This window comes from Mycolicibacterium sp. MU0050, from assembly GCF_963378085.1.
GTDB lineage: Bacteria > Actinomycetota > Actinomycetes > Mycobacteriales > Mycobacteriaceae > Mycobacterium > Mycobacterium wendilense.
The window spans coordinates 565,270-579,555 of the sequence record NZ_OY726395.1 but is presented as its reverse complement, the minus strand read 5'-3'; the positions used below and the strand labels follow the sequence as shown (position 1 = coordinate 579,555).

Genomic DNA, 14,286 nt, shown 5'->3' with positions numbered 1-14,286 from the left:
CTGAAGCGGGACCGTGATCTAACTTGGACATGTGTCCAGCGAGTCCGTGATCGACGCCACCTCGGGGGCGGGCGAGAGCACCCGCAACCGCCGGCAGGAGGAAACCTTCCGCAGGGTCCTCACCGCGGGCCGGGAGATGCTGCAGGAGACGTCCTACGCCGACCTCACTGTGCGCGCCGTCGCCAAGCGGGCCAAGGTCGCCCCGGCCACCGCGTACACCTACTTCTCCTCCAAGAACCACCTGATCGCCGAGGTCTACCTCGACCTGGTGCGGCAGGTTCCGTACTTCACCGACGTCAACGACAGCATGTTCACCCGGGTGGACAGCGCCCTGCGCGCGCTGGCCCTGGTGGTGGCCGACGATCCGGCCGTGGCGGCCGCCTGCACGACGGCCCTGATGTCCGGGGGCGACCCCGCGGTGTTGACCGTGCGGGACCGCATCGGCGCCGAAATTCACCGCCGAATCACCTCCGCGATGGGGCCCGGGGCGGACCCCCAGACGGTGTCGGCGCTGCAGATGACGTTCTTCGGGGCGCTCGTCCAGGCCGGCAGCGGGGCCTTCACCTACCAGCAGACCGCCGATCGGCTGACCTACGTCGTCCGGCTGATCCTCCCAGCCCAAGGAGACCGATGACCGTCCAGATCGACAAGCCGATCCTCGACCCCTACGACTACGACTTCCACGAGGACCCCTACCCGTACTACCGGCGGCTGCGGGACGAGGCGCCGCTGTACCGCAACGAGGAACTCGGTTTCTGGGCGCTGTCCCGGCATCAGGACGTGCTCCAGGGCTTCCGCAACAGCACCGCGCTGTCCAACGCCTTCGGCGTCTCCCTGGACCCGGCCTCCCGGGGACCGCACGCGTCGAAGACCATGTCGTTCCTGGCGATGGACGACCCGGATCACCTGCGGTTGCGGACCCTGGTGTCGAAGGGGTTCACGCCCAGGCGGATTCGCGAGCTCGAACCCCGCGTGACCGAGCTGGCGGTCGGCCATCTGGACGCCATGCTGGAGCGGGCCCACGACGGCACCGTGGACTATGTCGCCGAGTTCGCCGGCAAGCTGCCGATGGACGTCATCTCCGAGCTGATGGGGGTGCCCCAGCCGGACCGCGACCAGGTCCGCGCCTGGGCCGACGCCGTGATGCACCGCGACGACGGCGTGACCGACGTGCCGCCGGCCGCCATCGAGGCCTCGCTCAACCTGATCGTCTACTACCAGGAGATGGTCGCGCAGCGGCGCAAGAAACCGACCGAGGATCTGACCTCGGCTCTGCTGGCCGCCGAGATCGACGGGGACAAGCTCACCGACGACGAGGTGCTGGGCTTCATGTTCCTCATGGTGATCGCCGGCAACGAGACCACGACCAAACTGCTGGCCAATGCCGCGTTTTGGGGCCACCGCAACCCCGACCAGCTGGCCGGTGTCTACGAGGACCTCGACCGGGTGCCGCTGTGGGTCGAGGAGACGCTGCGCTACGACACCTCCAGCCAGATCCTGGCCCGCACGGTGGCCGGCGAGTTCACCGTCTACGACACCACCATCGGCGACGGCGAGATCGTGCTGCTGCTGCCGGGGTCGGCGCACCGGGACGAGCGCGTCTTCGACCGACCCGACGACTTCGTCATCGGCCGCGAAATCGGTTCCAAACTCCTGAGTTTCGGCAGTGGCGCGCACTTCTGCCTGGGCGCGCACCTGGCGCGGATGGAGGCGCGGGTGGCCCTGACCGAATTGTTCAAACGAATCCGCGGTTACGAGGTCGACGAGGCCAACGCCGTCCGCGTCCACTCCAGCAACGTCCGCGGATTCGCCCACCTTCCGATCACAGTGGAGACACGCTAAATGGCCCGTTTCGAACCCCATCCCGACCGCCGGCCCGCGATCGTGGCGGGTGCCTCCTCCGGGATCGGCGCCGCCACCGCGACCCGGCTTGCCGCGCACGGCTTTCCGGTCGCGTTGGGCGCTCGCCGAGTGGAGAAGTGCCAGGAACTGGTCGACGAGATCAACGCCGGCGGCGGCGAGGCCGTCGCGTTGCCGCTCGATGTCACCGACGCCGACGCGGTGAAGTCCTTCGTGCACGGCGCGACCGAGGCGCTCGGCGAGATCGAACTGCTCGTGGCCGGCGCCGGGGACACCGACTTCGGCCGGATCCACGAGACCAGCACCACCGAATTCGAGGAGCAGATCCAGATCCATCTGATCGGCGCCAACCGACTGGCCACGGCGGTGCTGCCTGGGATGGTCGAGCGCCGCCGCGGCGACGTCATCTTCGTCGGCTCCGACGTGGCGCTGCGCCAGCGCCCGCACATGGGCGCCTACGGTGCGGCCAAAGCCGCCCTGGTCGCGATGGTGACCAACCTGCAGATGGAACTGGAAGGCACCGGGGTGCGGGCCTCGATCGTGCATCCCGGCCCGACGAAGACCTCGATGGGCTGGAGCCTGTCGGCTGAGAAAATCGGTCCGGCGCTGGAGGATTGGGCCAAGTGGGGCCAGGCCCGGCACGACTACTTCTTGCGCGCCCAGGACCTGGCCCGGGCCATCACGTTCGTCGCCGAGACGCCCCGGGGCGGCTTCATCGCCAACTTGGAGATCCAGCCCGAGGCGCCGCTGGCGGAAGTCAAGGACCGCCAGAAGCTCGCCCTCGGTGAAGACGGCATGCCGGGTGACCCGGCCGGCAGCAGCAAAGCGACAGGGGAAGCAGGAAGATGACCGCTCTGCAGGAAGTGCCGCGGGTTTCCGGCGGCGACGAGGAACACGGCCACCTCGAGGAATTCCGCACCGACCCGATCGCGTTGATGCAGCGCATCCGCGACGAGTGCGGCGACGCCGGCTGGTTCCAGCTCGCCGACAAGCAGGTGGTGTTGCTGTCGGGCGCGGAGGCCAACGAGTTCTTCTTCCGCTCCAGCGACAGCGAGCTCAACCAGGCCGAGGCCTACCCGTTCATGACGCCGATCTTCGGCGAGGGGGTGGTGTTCGACGCCGACCCCGAACGCCGCGCGGAGATGCTGCACAACACCGCGCTGCGCGGTGAGCAGATGAAGGGTCACGCCGCGACCATCGAGGCCGAGGTCAATCGGATGATCGCCGACTGGGGCGACGAGGGCGAGATCGAACTGCTGGATTTCTTCTCCGAGCTGACCATCTACACCTCGACGGCGTGTCTGATCGGGCTGAAGTTCCGCAATCAGCTGGACTCCCGGTTCGCCCACTACTACCACCTGCTCGAGCGCGGCACCGACCCGCTCTGTTACGTCGACCCCTACCTGCCGATCGAGAGCTTCCGCATCCGCGACGAGGCGCGGGCGAAACTGGTCGAGCTGGTGCAGGAGGTCATGAACGGCCGAATCGCCAACCCGCCCAAGGACAAGAGCGACCGCGATCTGCTCGACGTGCTGGTCTCGGTCAAGGACGAGGACGGCAATCCGCGCTTCTCGGCCAACGAGGTCACCGGCATGTTCATCTCGTTGATGTTCGCCGGGCACCACACCAGCTCGGGTACCTCGTCGTGGACACTGATCGAGCTGCTGCGCCACCCGGACTTCTACGCCAAGGTGCAGCAGGAACTCGATGAGCTCTACGCCGACGGCCAGGAGGTGAGTTTCCATGCGCTGCGCCAGATCCCGAATCTGGACAATGCGCTCAAGGAGACCCTGCGCCTGCACCCGCCGCTGATCATCCTGATGCGAGTGGCCCAGGACGAGTTCGAGGTGGCCGGCCATCCGATCCACAAGGGCCAGATGGTGGCCGCCTCCCCGGCGATCTCCAACCGGATCCCCGAGGATTTCCCCGACCCGGACGCCTTCGACCCGCACCGGTACGAGAAGCCGCGGCAGGAAGACCTGATCAACCGGTGGACCTGGATCCCGTTCGGTGCCGGCAAGCACCGTTGCGTGGGTGCGGCGTTCGCCCAGATGCAGATCAAGGCAATCTTCTCGGTCCTGTTGCGCGACTACGAGTTCGAGATGGCGCAGCCGCCGGAGAGCTACCGCAACGACCACTCCAAGATGGTCGTCCAGCTGGCCCAGCCGGCGAAGGTGCGCTACCGCAGGCGCGTGAAGGCCTGAAGCGATGGGTTGCTACCGCATCGAACTCGACGACGACCTGTGCCAGGGCCACGCCATGTGCGAGCTGGAGGCCCCGGAGGTGTTCCGGGTGCCCAAGCGCGGTGTCGTCGAGATCCTCGACCACGAACCCCCCGACGAGCTCCGCGAGGCCGTGGAGATGGCCGTCGAGATGTGTCCCACCCGAGCACTGTCCATAACAGATAAGGAATGACAATGGCGTCACGTGAACAGCTGGAAGATTGGGTCGAGCGCTGGCTGCAGGCCAACCGGGACGCGGAGGCGGCCGGCGACTGGAAGCCGTTGGCGGAGTTCTTCACCGAGGACGCCACCTACGGCTGGAACATCGGTCCCAAGGAGGACGTGATGTGCATCGGCCGCGACGAGATCCGCGAGGTCGCCCTGGGCCTGGAGATGGAAGGCCTGGAGAACTGGGTCTACGAGTACCAGAAGACGATCATCGACGAGAAGCAGAACGAGATCGTCGGGTTCTGGAAGCAGATCGCGAACAAGAGCGACGGCACCCGCGACGAGATCTACGGCATCGGCGGCAGCTGGTTCCGGCTCACCGAGAAAGACGGGGACCTGCTGATCGAGTGGCAGCGCGACTTCTTCGACTTCGGCCACGTGCAGAAGGCGTACATGAAGCTGATCGAATCCGGCGATCTCACCCCCACCATGCAGAAGCGCATCGAACGCGCTCTGTCGGGAGAGAAGCTGCCCGGCTACTACCCGTTGGGACAGGCTCCGGCCCGTCTGTTCTGAGCCGGAATCCGGACCGACCAAGCAGTTGCTTTGTGAGCCGGGCTCGCTATGCTTGCCCGACAAGAGTGGCCGTGTCACTTGTCACAAACGCTGTCGGCCGATCCGGGTCCGGGCAGTTCTGAGCATTAGAGATCGAAGCGAGGTCAGGTCAAGCGATGAAGACAAAAGGCGCCATCATCCGGGAGTTCAACCAGCCGTGGTCGATCGAGGAGATCGAGATCGGTGACCCGGTAAAGGACGAGGTCAAGATCCAAATGGAGGCCTCGGGCATGTGCCACTCGGATCACCATCTGGTGACCGGTGACATCCCGATGTTCGGCTTCCCCGTGCTCGGCGGCCATGAGGGCGCGGGCGTGGTCACCGAGGTCGGTCCGGGCGTGGAGAACATCAAGCCCGGCGATCACGTCGTACTTTCGTTCATCCCGTCGTGCGGCGAGTGCCCGTCCTGTCAGGCCGGCCTGCGCAACCTGTGTGACCTGGGCGCGGGCCTGCTCGCCGGCACCGCGGTCTCCGACGGCACGCACCGCATCCACACCGCCAGCGGCGACCCGATCTTCCCGATGACGCTGCTGGGCACCTTCAGCCCGTACATGGTGGTGCACAAGAGCTCGGTCGTGAAGATCGACCCGACCATCCCGTTCGAGGTCGCCTGCCTGGTCGGCTGCGGCGTCACCACCGGCTACGGCTCGGCCGTCCGCAGCGGTGACATCCGCCCGGGCGAGGACGTCGCGATCATCGGTGTCGGCGGTGTCGGCATGGGCGCACTGCAGGGTGCGGTCAACGCCGGGGCGCGCAACATCTTCGCGATCGATCCGGTCGAGTGGAAGCGCGAGCAGGCGCTCAAGTTCGGCGCCACCCACGTCTACCCCGACGTCGACAGTGCGATGGCCGGCATCGCCGAGGTCACCGCCGGTGGGATGGCCCGCAAGACCATCATCACCGTCGGCGAGCTCAAGGGTTCGGACATCGACAGCTACCTGAACCTGACCTCCAAGGGCGGGACTGCGGTGGTCACCGCGGTAGGCAGCATGCTCGACACCAACGTGACGCTGAACCTGTCGATGCTGACCCTGCTGCAGAAGAACCTGCAGGGCACCATCTTCGGTGGCGGCAACCCGCACCATGACATCCCCCAACTGCTGTCGATGTACAAGGCGGGCAAGCTGAACCTGGACGACATGGTCACCCGCCAGTACAAGCTCGAGCAGATCAACGACGGTTACAAGGACATGTTGGAGGGCCGCAACATCCGCGGCGTCATCCGCTACACCGACGCCGACCGGTAAGCACTCCGCAGTCGCCCCAAGCTGACACGAGGTCGCCCTTTTCCTTCGGGAATCGGGCGACTTCGTGCCTCCCGGCCCGTTTCGACCGAGGCCTATGCTGGGGAGCCATGGCCACTGTGTTCACCAAGATCATCAACCGCGAACTGCCGGGACGTTTCGTCTACGAGGACGACGAGTTCGTCGCCTTCCTGACCATCGAACCCATGACCCAGGGCCACACCCTGGTGGTGCCGCGGGCCGAGATCGATCAGTGGCAGGACATCGACCCCGACACCTACGCGCGGATCATGGCGGTGTCCCAACGCATCGGCAAGGCCGTCGTGCGGGCGTTCGATGCGCCGCGGGCGGGCCTGATCATCGCCGGCCTCGAGGTGCCGCACCTGCACGTCCACGTCTTCCCCGCGCGCGAACTCACCGATTTCGGGTTCGCACACGTGGACCGCAATCCGTCGCCGGAATCCCTCGACGAGGCGCAAGCCAAGATCAAGGCCGCGCTGGCCGAGTTGGACTGAGCTATTCGGCGCTCTCCATCTCGGCGCTGACCAGCCGCGGCAGCCGCACCTCGAACCGGCTGCCCTGACCGGGAGCCGACGTGACGGACACCGACCCGCCGTGGGCGAACACCAACGAGTCGACGATCGACAGCCCCAGCCCGGCGCCGCCACTGGCGCGGGTGCGCGACGCGTCGGCGCGGTAGAACCGTTCGAACACCCGCCGGGAGTCCTCGGCCGTCATGCCCGGTCCCTCGTCGACGACCTCGACGACGGCGTCCTCGGCGCGGGTCCCGACTCGGACGGTGACCCCGGCAGACTCCGGAGTGTGCTGCAGGGCATTGGCGACCAGGTTGCCCAGCACCTGCCGTAGCCGCGACTCGTCACCGATGACCTCCGGGGTGCCGGGGCCGTCGAAGACCTCCATGGTGATCGCGCGCCGCGGCGCGACCGACCGGGCGTCGTGCACGGCGTCGGCGGCCAACGCCAGCAGGTCGACGCGATGCTGCTCGAAGGGCCGCTCGGCGTCGAGGCGGGCCAGCAACAGCAGATCCTCCACCAGCACGCCCATCCGGGCGGATTCGCTTTCGATGCGGGCCATCAACATCTCGACATCGGTGGCAGCCCCCTGCCGGTAGAGCTCGGCGAAACCACGGATGGTGGTCAACGGCGTCCGCAGCTCATGGCTGGCGTCGGTGATGAACCGCCGCATCTTCTCCTCGGATCCGCGGGCCTGATCGGCGGACGCCTCGGATGCCGCCAGCGCGCCCTGGATCTGCGCCAACATGCCGTTGAGGGCCAGTGACAGCCGGCCCACCTCGGTGCGTGGATCCCGTTCCGGCACACGCCGATCCAACTTTCCGCCGGCGATGGCGGCCGCGGTTTCCTCCACCTCCGCCAACGGGCGAAGGCTGCGATTCACCACGGCATAGCCGAGCACACCCAGGATCACCAGCACCCCCACACCGATGCCCACCTGGGCGTAGGCCAAGGACCGCACGGTGGACCGCACGTCGGCGAGCTCGATCGCCACGGTGGTCAACTCGCCGCGCTCGCCGCGCACCGACACCGCCCGCCAGGTCTCGGGCGAGCCGTTCAGCGAGCCCACGGTGGTGGGCACCGGACCGACGTCGTTGTGGGGCCCCAGGTCCGGCTCCGAGTCGCGGTCGGCGGCGCCGATCCACACCTCGCCGTCGGTGCCGACGCCGCGGACGTAGAAATTCGTGGGCGGCCGGCCGGGGTTGGGGCGCTCGTTGTGGCGCGGCGCACCGCGAGGCGCCAGCGCCCACCCGTTGGACGCGTCGATCAGGGTGCGGTCGACGCGCTGCAGCAGGCTGTGCCGCAGAATCGTGGTCACCGCGATTCCCGAGGCGAGCAGGCCGCACGCCACCAGCAGCAGGGTCGCCGCCACCAGTGCCACCCGCAGCGGAATTCCGCGGCGCAACGAACGCAGTATCGAGGTCATGGTGCGGCGCGGACGCCTCAGCGCGGCTCGCGAAGGACATAACCGACGCCGCGCAGGGTGTGCAGCAGCCGCTTTTCCCCGGTGTCGATCTTGCGCCGCAGATAGGAGACGTACGACTCGACGACGTTGACGTCACCACCGAAGTCGTAGCGCCAGACGTGGTCGAGGATCTTGGGCTTGCTCAGCACGGTGCCCGCGTTGATCACGAAGTAGCGCAACAGGGTGAACTCGGTGGGTGACAGGGAGACGGGCTCGCCGGCCTTCCACACCTCGTGGGTCTCCTCGTCGAGTTCGATGTCGGCGAAGCAGAGTCGGGGCGGGGGCTGCTCCTCGACCGGCTTGCGGGTCCGGCGCAGGATCACCCGCAGCCGGGCCACCACCTCTTCGAGGCTGAACGGCTTGGTGACGTAGTCGTCGCCGCCGAGCGTCAACCCGGTGATCTTGTCCTGCAAGGTGTCCCGGGCCGTCAGGAACAACGCGGGCGCCTCGATGCCGTCGGCGCGCAACCGACGCAAGACCCCGAACCCGTCCATGCCGGGCATCATCACGTCGAGGATTACGGCGTCCGGTTTCACCTCGCGGGCCGTGTCGAGGGCCGACGGGCCGTTGGCGGCGGTGAACACCTCGAAGCCCTGATACCGCAGGCTCACCGCGAGCAGTTCGACGATGTTGGTTTCGTCGTCGACCACCAGGACCCGAGCCTCGGGCTGGGTGTCGAGCGTCGATGGAGCTGCCATGCGGTTCAATGTCCTCCCCTATCCTTATCTCGAAGCTGTCCGGTTGCTGTGCAATTGCTGTGAGTTTGTTGTCTGCGCGACTGCCGATGTCGACGCCCTTGCGGTCATACACTGGCGACCATGAACCTGGGCAAAGCGCTTGTCGACCTGGCCACGGTGCCGGTGCGGGTGGGCCTGGTGGCCACCGAGGCCGGCCTCGAGGTCGCCGGCGGCGCCCTGAACCTGGCCAAGCGCACCCTCGGCGAGGACGGCGACCCCGGTGCTCCGGTCACCAGGCCCTACCTGATGGGCCTCGACGACACCGTGGCCCGGGCAAACCGGATGGCCCGGCTCGCCGACGACCTGCTGGCCGAGGACGCCCCGCTGACCCGTGCGCTGGCGCCCGGCGGCGCCATCGACCGGCTGCTGCGGCCCGGCGGGCTGGTGGATCGGCTGACGGCACCGGACGGCCTGCTCGAGAAGGCCACCGCCGAGGGCGGCGGATTGGAACGCGCACTGGCCCCGGGCGGCCTGGTCGATCAGCTGCTCGACGAGGACGGTCTGGTCGAGCGACTGCTCGCCGAGGACGGTCTGATCGAGCGGCTCCTCGCCGACGACGGGGTGGCCGACCGGCTGCTGGCCGAGGGCGGGGTGATCGACAAGCTGACGGCGCGCAACGGGCCGCTCGAGCAGCTCGCGGACGTCGCCGACACCCTCAATCGCCTTGCGCCCGGGCTGGAAGCGCTGGCCCCGACCATCGAGACGCTGCGCGAGGCGGTCATCTCCCTGAGTCAGGTGGTCAACCCGCTGAGCAACATCGCCGACCGGATCCCACTGCCGGGCCGCCCCCGCCGCCGGCCCACCGCGCGCCCGGTGAGTTCGCAGCGGATCATCGAGCACGAGGACTAGCCGCGAGCCCGCGAAATTGTCACCACGGTCGTGCGATTCCCATTGCCACGACCCCCAGCGCAATCTCGGCACGAGGCCGGACGGGCCGCGCGATGAGCGGAAACTGAGCCCCCGGTCAGGATTGAACTGACGACCTACGCTTTACAAGAGCGTTGCTCTACCACTGAGCTACGGAGGCATTGCTGCGCATGCGAGGGTATCAGCGCCGCGGCCGCCGAGCCCGAGTCGGCCGGAGCGCCGCACGGCCTCACTCCGGCGGCGGCTGCGGGAGATCCATGGTGGCCAGCCGCACCGGATCCAACAACGCGACCACGTCGACGATTCTGCCGCCGCGCACCGTGCAGGACATCAGGCCCAACGGCTTTCCGCTGCGGCTCCACGTCAGGATGCCCGGGGCACCGTTGACGCGGACGCGTCGCGCCAGCACCGCCGCCCGCATGCCACGTTCGGCGGCCGCCACCACCTCGGTGGTGCCGAGCTTCACCACCACCCCGTGCGGCGTGTAGGTGCGCCAGCTGATCTGCGGGTCGAGCAGATTCAACAGCGCCTCGAAGTCGCCGCCGCGCGCGGCCGCCAGAAACGCGTCGACCACTTCACGCTGCTGACGGTGATCGGCGTCCGGCTGGGGTGTACCGCGCACCTTCCGCCGGGCCCGGCTGGCCAGCATCTTGGTGGCGTCGGCGGTCTTGCCGAGAATCGCGGCGATGTCGGCGAACGGAACGCCGAAGGTGTCGTGCAGCACGAACGCCAACCGCTCGTCGGGAGCCAACGAATCCAGCACCACCAGCAGCGCCAGCCCCACCGAGTCGGCCAGCGCGACACGTTCCTGCGGGTCGTCATCGTCCGGGGTCACCACCGGATCCGGCAGCTCGTCGTCGTACCGGGCCTCGGGCCGGGCCCGGCGGGCGCGCAGCGCGTCGATGCACACCCGGCCGACGACGGTCGTCAGCCAGCCGGGCAGGCTGTCGATCGTGTCGGCGTCCTGGCGGGCCAACCGCAACCAGGCCTCCTGCACCGCGTCCTCGGCGTCGGCGAGGGACCCGAGCATCCGGTGGGCCAGCGCGGTCAGGCGCGGCCGCTCGCGGTCGAACGCGGCCGCCACATCTACCTCGGTTGCCATCGGTGGTTACCTTCCTGAGCCGGTATCCGTCACCACTATGACGGGCCCGAGAGGGCGAACGTAACCGCGAAGGAGGTTTTCGTGAATACCGCACTGTGGATCGTCACCGTGGTTCTGGCCGTCGGGTTCCTGGCGGGCGGCGCGGCGCTGATCCTGCTCCCCAAGGACCGATATCGGGCGCTGGGCGCCAACCAGCACTGGGTCGACGACTTCGGCGCCACCCAGCTCAAGGTGATCGGCGCGATCAAGGCCACCGGCGCCCTCGGACTGGTGCTGCCGGCCGGCGTCGTCCCGATGCTGGTGCCGCTGGCCGCGACCGGCCTCGCCCTCTTCATGTCCGGCGCGGCGACCACCCGGTTCCGGCGCAACGAGTGGCGCTACTTCGTCGGCGATCTGGTCTTCATCGGGCTGTTCGGGTTCGTGGCGTGGGGGCGGTTCGCGCTCGAACCCCTCACATGAGCGGCCCTGACACAATGGCACTCATGGTCGAACAGAGCCTCTGGATGCAGAAGGTCGCCGCCGATCCCGGGCATTCGCAGTGGTACATCGAACGCTTTCGATCGATGGCGCGCGCCGGTGAGGATCTGGTCGGCGAGGCCCGCCTGGTGGACGCGATGGTGCCGCGCGGCTCCCGCATTCTCGACGCCGGCTGCGGTCCCGGCCGGCTGAGCGGTTACCTGGCGGGCGTCGGTCACGACGTCGTCGGCGTCGACGTCGACCCCGCGCTCATCGCGGCCGCCGAGGAGGACCATCCTGGGCCCCGCTATCTCGTCGCAGACCTCGCCGAACTCGACCTGCCGGCGCGGGGCGTCGCCGAACCCTTCGACGTCATCGTGATGGCCGGCAACGTGATGGCGTTTCTGGCCCCCAGCACGCGGCCCACGGTGCTGTCCCGGCTGCGGGCCCATCTCGGTCCCGACGGCCGCGCCGTCATCGGCTTCGGCGCCGGGCGCGACTACGACTTCACGCAGTTCCTGGCCGACGCCGCCGACAGCGGCCTGACCCCCGACCTGCTGCTGTCCACCTGGGACCTTAGGCCGTTCACCGAGGACTCCGAGTTCCTGGTGGCGCTGCTGCGCGCGGCTTAGACCCGCGCTCCCGTCAGCGCTCCAGGGCTTTCGCGCAGCCGGCCAGCACCGCGTCGAAGTTCCACGGCAACAGGCGGGACGTGAGCGCCTCCATCGCCGCGCCGCCACCGCGCGCCGGGTGGGTGTACGACGACGACCAGTCGACGTGGGTGCCGCCCCCGGTCGGCGTGAAGGTCAGGGTGCCGCCGTCGTGATCGAACGCCGGGAACGACCGCACGATCAGGTAGCTGTAACTGTGCGGCGGGTCGTAGGCGGTGATCTCCTCCTGGAACCACATCCCGGTGCCCAGCACCTTGCGCAGCGCCCCGACGCCCGGCTGCGTCCCCGTCGTGGCCCAGGCCGCGCGCAGCACCAGCGGCGCCGAGGTCAGGCTCGCGGGATCGGCCAGCCAGTCGAAGACCCGCTGCGGCTCGGCGCCGATCGTCCGCTCGATGTGCACGTCAACCATGAGGACCTCCTGGAAAATGCTAGACCCGGTTCCGCACCGAGTGTGAGACGCGTCAAGAAAGCACGGCTCGGCTGGGCACTGACCTGCTCGATAATTAATATGTCTAGGCCAGGACAGGCTAACCTCATAGACCAGTCGCCGGACGTCGAGCAGCAAAGAATTGGGGGAGCATGGTTCCCGACTTTCGGTCGTCCGGCCGCGGGGGCTCCCGCGTACCGGCGGTCGCGGGCTTCGGGGTTCTGCCATGACGATGGTCGCAAATCCCCCGCAGACCCCGGCGGGTGTCTGGGACCGCACCCGTGACACCGCCCGGCGCGGTGTTTCCCGCGCCAGCAAAATCCCGGGCCGCAGCGTGCGCACCATCGGCCGCGGCGTGCTGCTCGCGGTGGCCGTCGTGAAGTACTCGATCTTGGACACCGCCCGGCTGCGCCTGCCGGTCGGGGAGCTCCTGGTGCAGGCCTGGGCCCTGTTGCGGGTGACGGCCATCCCGGCGCTGCTGATGGCGATCCCGATCGGCGGACTGGTCTCCGTGCAGGTCGGCGGCCTCGTCAACCAACTCGGCGCGACGTCGATGGTGGGCGCGGCCAGCGGCTTCGGGGTGATCCGGCAGGGTGCGCCGATGGCGGCCGGATTTCTGATGGGTGGGGTGGCCGCCGCCGCCATCGCCTCGGACCTGGGCGCCCGGCAGATCCGCGAGGAACTCGATGCCTTGCGGGCCATGAGCGTCGACCCCGTCCGGCGACTGGTCGTCCCGCGGTTCGTCGCCCTGGTACTCATCGCGCCGCTGCTGTGTTTCGTGATCATCGCCTCGGCCGTGTCGGCGGCCTACCTCATCGCCGTCGGACTCAACGGCATCACCCCCGGCAGCTTCTGGATGTCGTTCGGTTCGTTCGCCCGCGTCCTCGACGTCTGGGCCGCGCTGGCCAAAACCGTCGTCTTCGCCGCGATCGTCGGGATCATCTCGTCGCTGCGCGGTATCGAGGCCCGCCGCGGTCCGCGCGGGGTCGCCGACGCGGTGAGCTCGGCCGTGGTCCTCAACGTCGTGTGCATCGTGCTCGCCAACGTCTCGATCACCCAGCTGCTGACCATGTTCTTCCCCGTGGAGGTCTCATAGTGTCCGGGACGCTGTCCGCGCCGGGCCGGTGGCTGGAGACCGTCGGGCGGTGGGGGGTCTTCGTCGGTCACACGCTGTGGTTCCTGCCGTTGACCGTCCTGCGCTACCGCCGTCAGACCTGGCAGGCCATGAACGGACTGGCCTGGGGGCGCGGTTCGGTGATCGTCGACGGCGGCATCCTGTCTGTGCTGCTGATCATGGGCGCGGCGATGGGCGCCTCGGTCGCCATCGAGGCGTTCTCCATCCTGAACCTGATGGGGTTCGGCGCGCTGTCGGGGATCGTCGGCGGGGTGGCCAACGTCCGCGAGATGGCGCCGCTGGTCACCGGCATTGCTTTCGCGATCCAGGCGGGTTGCCGGATGACCGCCGAGATCGGGTCCATGCGGATTTCCGGCGAGATCGACACCACCGAGGCCATGGGCCTGCGGCCGATTCCGTTCGTCGTGGGTACCCGACTGGCCGGCGGGATGCTGTGCATGATCCCCGGCTACTTCGTGGTGCTCGTCGCCAGCTTTCTCGTCGCCAACACGGTCATCGAGGTGTTCCGCGACCAACCGGGCGGCACCTACCACCACTACTTCATCCAGTTCCTCTCCCCCGTCGACATCGGTTACTCGCTGACCAAGGCCGTCATCTTCTGCGTGATCGTCACGCTGATCCATTGCTACTACGGCTATTTCGCGGACGGCGGCCCTGTCGGAGTGGGCCAGGCCTCCGGCCGCGCCATCCGCGCCAGCCTGGTGACCATCGTGGTCGTGAACTTCTGCCTGACGGTCGCCATGTGGGGACTGCAACCCGAGTTCGTGTTCAAGGGGTAGGGCGC

General features: G+C 68.3%; 17 protein-coding genes and 1 tRNA gene. 13 read left to right on the top strand and 5 right to left on the bottom strand.

Features of this window, described 5'->3' with window-relative positions; all coding sequences use genetic code 11:
- Positions 1 to 31: 31 nt before the first annotated feature.
- From R2K23_RS02695 to R2K23_RS02660, 8 genes are all read left to right on the top strand, one after another.
- A complete protein-coding gene (locus R2K23_RS02695; RefSeq protein WP_316514043.1) occupies positions 32 to 634 on the top strand; it encodes a TetR/AcrR family transcriptional regulator in 603 nt (200 codons plus the stop codon).
- Complete coding sequence (locus R2K23_RS02690; protein ID WP_316514042.1) at positions 631 to 1,842, top strand: cytochrome P450; 1,212 nt, start codon at positions 631 to 633, stop codon at positions 1,840 to 1,842. Before R2K23_RS02695 ends, R2K23_RS02690 begins: the two co-directional genes overlap by 4 nt.
- Positions 1,843 to 2,709, top strand: a complete 867-nt coding sequence (locus tag R2K23_RS02685; protein WP_316514041.1) for an SDR family oxidoreductase — start codon at positions 1,843 to 1,845, stop codon at positions 2,707 to 2,709.
- Complete coding sequence (locus tag R2K23_RS02680) at positions 2,706 to 4,064, top strand: cytochrome P450 (RefSeq protein WP_316514039.1); 1,359 nt, start codon at positions 2,706 to 2,708, stop codon at positions 4,062 to 4,064. Before R2K23_RS02685 ends, R2K23_RS02680 begins: the two co-directional genes overlap by 4 nt.
- Positions 4,065 to 4,068: 4 nt before the next feature.
- A complete protein-coding gene (locus R2K23_RS02675) occupies positions 4,069 to 4,275 on the top strand; it encodes a ferredoxin (RefSeq protein ID WP_316514038.1) in 207 nt (68 codons plus the stop codon).
- A 2-nt stretch (positions 4,276 to 4,277) separates the two neighbouring features.
- On the top strand, positions 4,278 to 4,826 hold the full coding sequence (locus R2K23_RS02670; RefSeq protein WP_316514037.1) for a nuclear transport factor 2 family protein: 549 nt from the start codon (positions 4,278 to 4,280) through the stop codon (positions 4,824 to 4,826).
- Positions 4,827 to 4,981: 155 nt separating this feature from the next.
- Positions 4,982 to 6,112 (top strand): NDMA-dependent alcohol dehydrogenase, encoded by a 1,131-nt coding sequence (locus tag R2K23_RS02665; RefSeq protein ID WP_316514036.1) that lies wholly within the window; start codon positions 4,982 to 4,984, stop codon positions 6,110 to 6,112.
- A gap of 107 nt (positions 6,113 to 6,219) precedes the next feature.
- Positions 6,220 to 6,624, top strand: coding sequence for an HIT family protein (locus R2K23_RS02660; RefSeq protein ID WP_316514035.1), 405 nt, complete (start codon positions 6,220 to 6,222; stop codon positions 6,622 to 6,624).
- A 1-nt stretch (position 6,625) separates the two neighbouring features.
- Here R2K23_RS02660 and R2K23_RS02655 read toward each other — a convergent pair whose 3' ends face one another.
- Together R2K23_RS02655 and R2K23_RS02650 are read right to left on the bottom strand one after the other, a co-directional pair.
- A complete protein-coding gene (locus tag R2K23_RS02655) occupies positions 6,626 to 8,068 on the bottom strand; it encodes a sensor histidine kinase (RefSeq protein ID WP_316514034.1) in 1,443 nt (480 codons plus the stop codon).
- Positions 8,069 to 8,085: 17 nt separating this feature from the next.
- Positions 8,086 to 8,805, bottom strand: coding sequence for a response regulator transcription factor (locus R2K23_RS02650; protein WP_316514032.1), 720 nt, complete (start codon positions 8,803 to 8,805; stop codon positions 8,086 to 8,088).
- Between the two features lie 120 nt (positions 8,806 to 8,925).
- Here R2K23_RS02650 and R2K23_RS02645 point away from each other — a divergent pair, with 120 nt between their 5' ends.
- Positions 8,926 to 9,693: a hypothetical protein gene (locus R2K23_RS02645; RefSeq protein ID WP_316514029.1), complete on the top strand. Its 768-nt coding sequence runs from the start codon at positions 8,926 to 8,928 to the stop codon at positions 9,691 to 9,693.
- Between the two features lie 106 nt (positions 9,694 to 9,799).
- On the opposite strand, the gene R2K23_RS02640 is transcribed toward R2K23_RS02645, so the two are convergent.
- Both R2K23_RS02640 and R2K23_RS02635 read right to left on the bottom strand, forming a co-directional pair.
- A tRNA-Thr gene (locus R2K23_RS02640) sits at positions 9,800 to 9,871 on the bottom strand.
- Positions 9,872 to 9,940: 69 nt separating this feature from the next.
- Positions 9,941 to 10,813, bottom strand: a complete 873-nt coding sequence (locus R2K23_RS02635) for a sigma-70 family RNA polymerase sigma factor (protein WP_316514027.1) — start codon at positions 10,811 to 10,813, stop codon at positions 9,941 to 9,943.
- A gap of 81 nt (positions 10,814 to 10,894) precedes the next feature.
- On the opposite strand from R2K23_RS02635, the gene R2K23_RS02630 reads away from it, so the two are divergent.
- Together R2K23_RS02630 and R2K23_RS02625 are read left to right on the top strand one after the other, a co-directional pair.
- A complete protein-coding gene (locus R2K23_RS02630) occupies positions 10,895 to 11,272 on the top strand; it encodes a DoxX family protein (RefSeq protein WP_316514025.1) in 378 nt (125 codons plus the stop codon).
- A gap of 23 nt (positions 11,273 to 11,295) precedes the next feature.
- Positions 11,296 to 11,901, top strand: a complete 606-nt coding sequence (locus R2K23_RS02625) for a class I SAM-dependent methyltransferase (RefSeq protein WP_316514023.1) — start codon at positions 11,296 to 11,298, stop codon at positions 11,899 to 11,901.
- 13 nt (positions 11,902 to 11,914) lie between these two features.
- Here R2K23_RS02625 and R2K23_RS02620 read toward each other — a convergent pair whose 3' ends face one another.
- Positions 11,915 to 12,349, bottom strand: coding sequence for an SRPBCC family protein (locus R2K23_RS02620; RefSeq protein WP_316514021.1), 435 nt, complete (start codon positions 12,347 to 12,349; stop codon positions 11,915 to 11,917).
- A gap of 250 nt (positions 12,350 to 12,599) precedes the next feature.
- Here R2K23_RS02620 and R2K23_RS02615 point away from each other — a divergent pair, with 250 nt between their 5' ends.
- Entirely contained in the window at positions 12,600 to 13,463 is an 864-nt protein-coding gene (locus tag R2K23_RS02615) for an ABC transporter permease (protein WP_396893514.1), read from the top strand.
- Positions 13,463 to 14,281, top strand: coding sequence for an MlaE family ABC transporter permease (locus R2K23_RS02610; RefSeq protein ID WP_316514017.1), 819 nt, complete (start codon positions 13,463 to 13,465; stop codon positions 14,279 to 14,281). Before R2K23_RS02615 ends, R2K23_RS02610 begins: the two co-directional genes overlap by 1 nt.
- Positions 14,282 to 14,286: the final 5 nt, after the last annotated feature.

Bases quoted from the DNA above. Each gene is read 5' to 3' on its own strand.
- R2K23_RS02690 (WP_316514042.1), top strand. From the start codon at position 631: ATGACCGTCCAGATCGACAAGCCGATCCTCGACCCCTACGACTACGAC.
- R2K23_RS02685 (WP_316514041.1), top strand. From the start codon at position 1,843: ATGGCCCGTTTCGAACCCCATCCCGACCGCCGGCCCGCGATCGTGGCG.
- R2K23_RS02680 (WP_316514039.1), top strand. From the start codon at position 2,706: ATGACCGCTCTGCAGGAAGTGCCGCGGGTTTCCGGCGGCGACGAGGAA.
- R2K23_RS02675 (WP_316514038.1), top strand. From the start codon at position 4,069: ATGGGTTGCTACCGCATCGAACTCGACGACGACCTGTGCCAGGGCCAC.
- R2K23_RS02670 (WP_316514037.1), top strand. From the start codon at position 4,278: ATGGCGTCACGTGAACAGCTGGAAGATTGGGTCGAGCGCTGGCTGCAG.
- R2K23_RS02665 (WP_316514036.1), top strand. From the start codon at position 4,982: ATGAAGACAAAAGGCGCCATCATCCGGGAGTTCAACCAGCCGTGGTCG.
- R2K23_RS02660 (WP_316514035.1), top strand. From the start codon at position 6,220: ATGGCCACTGTGTTCACCAAGATCATCAACCGCGAACTGCCGGGACGT.
- R2K23_RS02655 (WP_316514034.1), bottom strand. From the start codon at position 8,068: ATGACCTCGATACTGCGTTCGTTGCGCCGCGGAATTCCGCTGCGGGTG.
- R2K23_RS02650 (WP_316514032.1), bottom strand. From the start codon at position 8,805: ATGGCAGCTCCATCGACGCTCGACACCCAGCCCGAGGCTCGGGTCCTG.
- R2K23_RS02645 (WP_316514029.1), top strand. From the start codon at position 8,926: ATGAACCTGGGCAAAGCGCTTGTCGACCTGGCCACGGTGCCGGTGCGG.
- R2K23_RS02635 (WP_316514027.1), bottom strand. From the start codon at position 10,813: ATGGCAACCGAGGTAGATGTGGCGGCCGCGTTCGACCGCGAGCGGCCG.
- R2K23_RS02625 (WP_316514023.1), top strand. From the start codon at position 11,296: ATGGTCGAACAGAGCCTCTGGATGCAGAAGGTCGCCGCCGATCCCGGG.
- R2K23_RS02620 (WP_316514021.1), bottom strand. From the start codon at position 12,349: ATGGTTGACGTGCACATCGAGCGGACGATCGGCGCCGAGCCGCAGCGG.
- R2K23_RS02615 (WP_396893514.1), top strand. From the start codon at position 12,600: ATGGTCGCAAATCCCCCGCAGACCCCGGCGGGTGTCTGGGACCGCACC.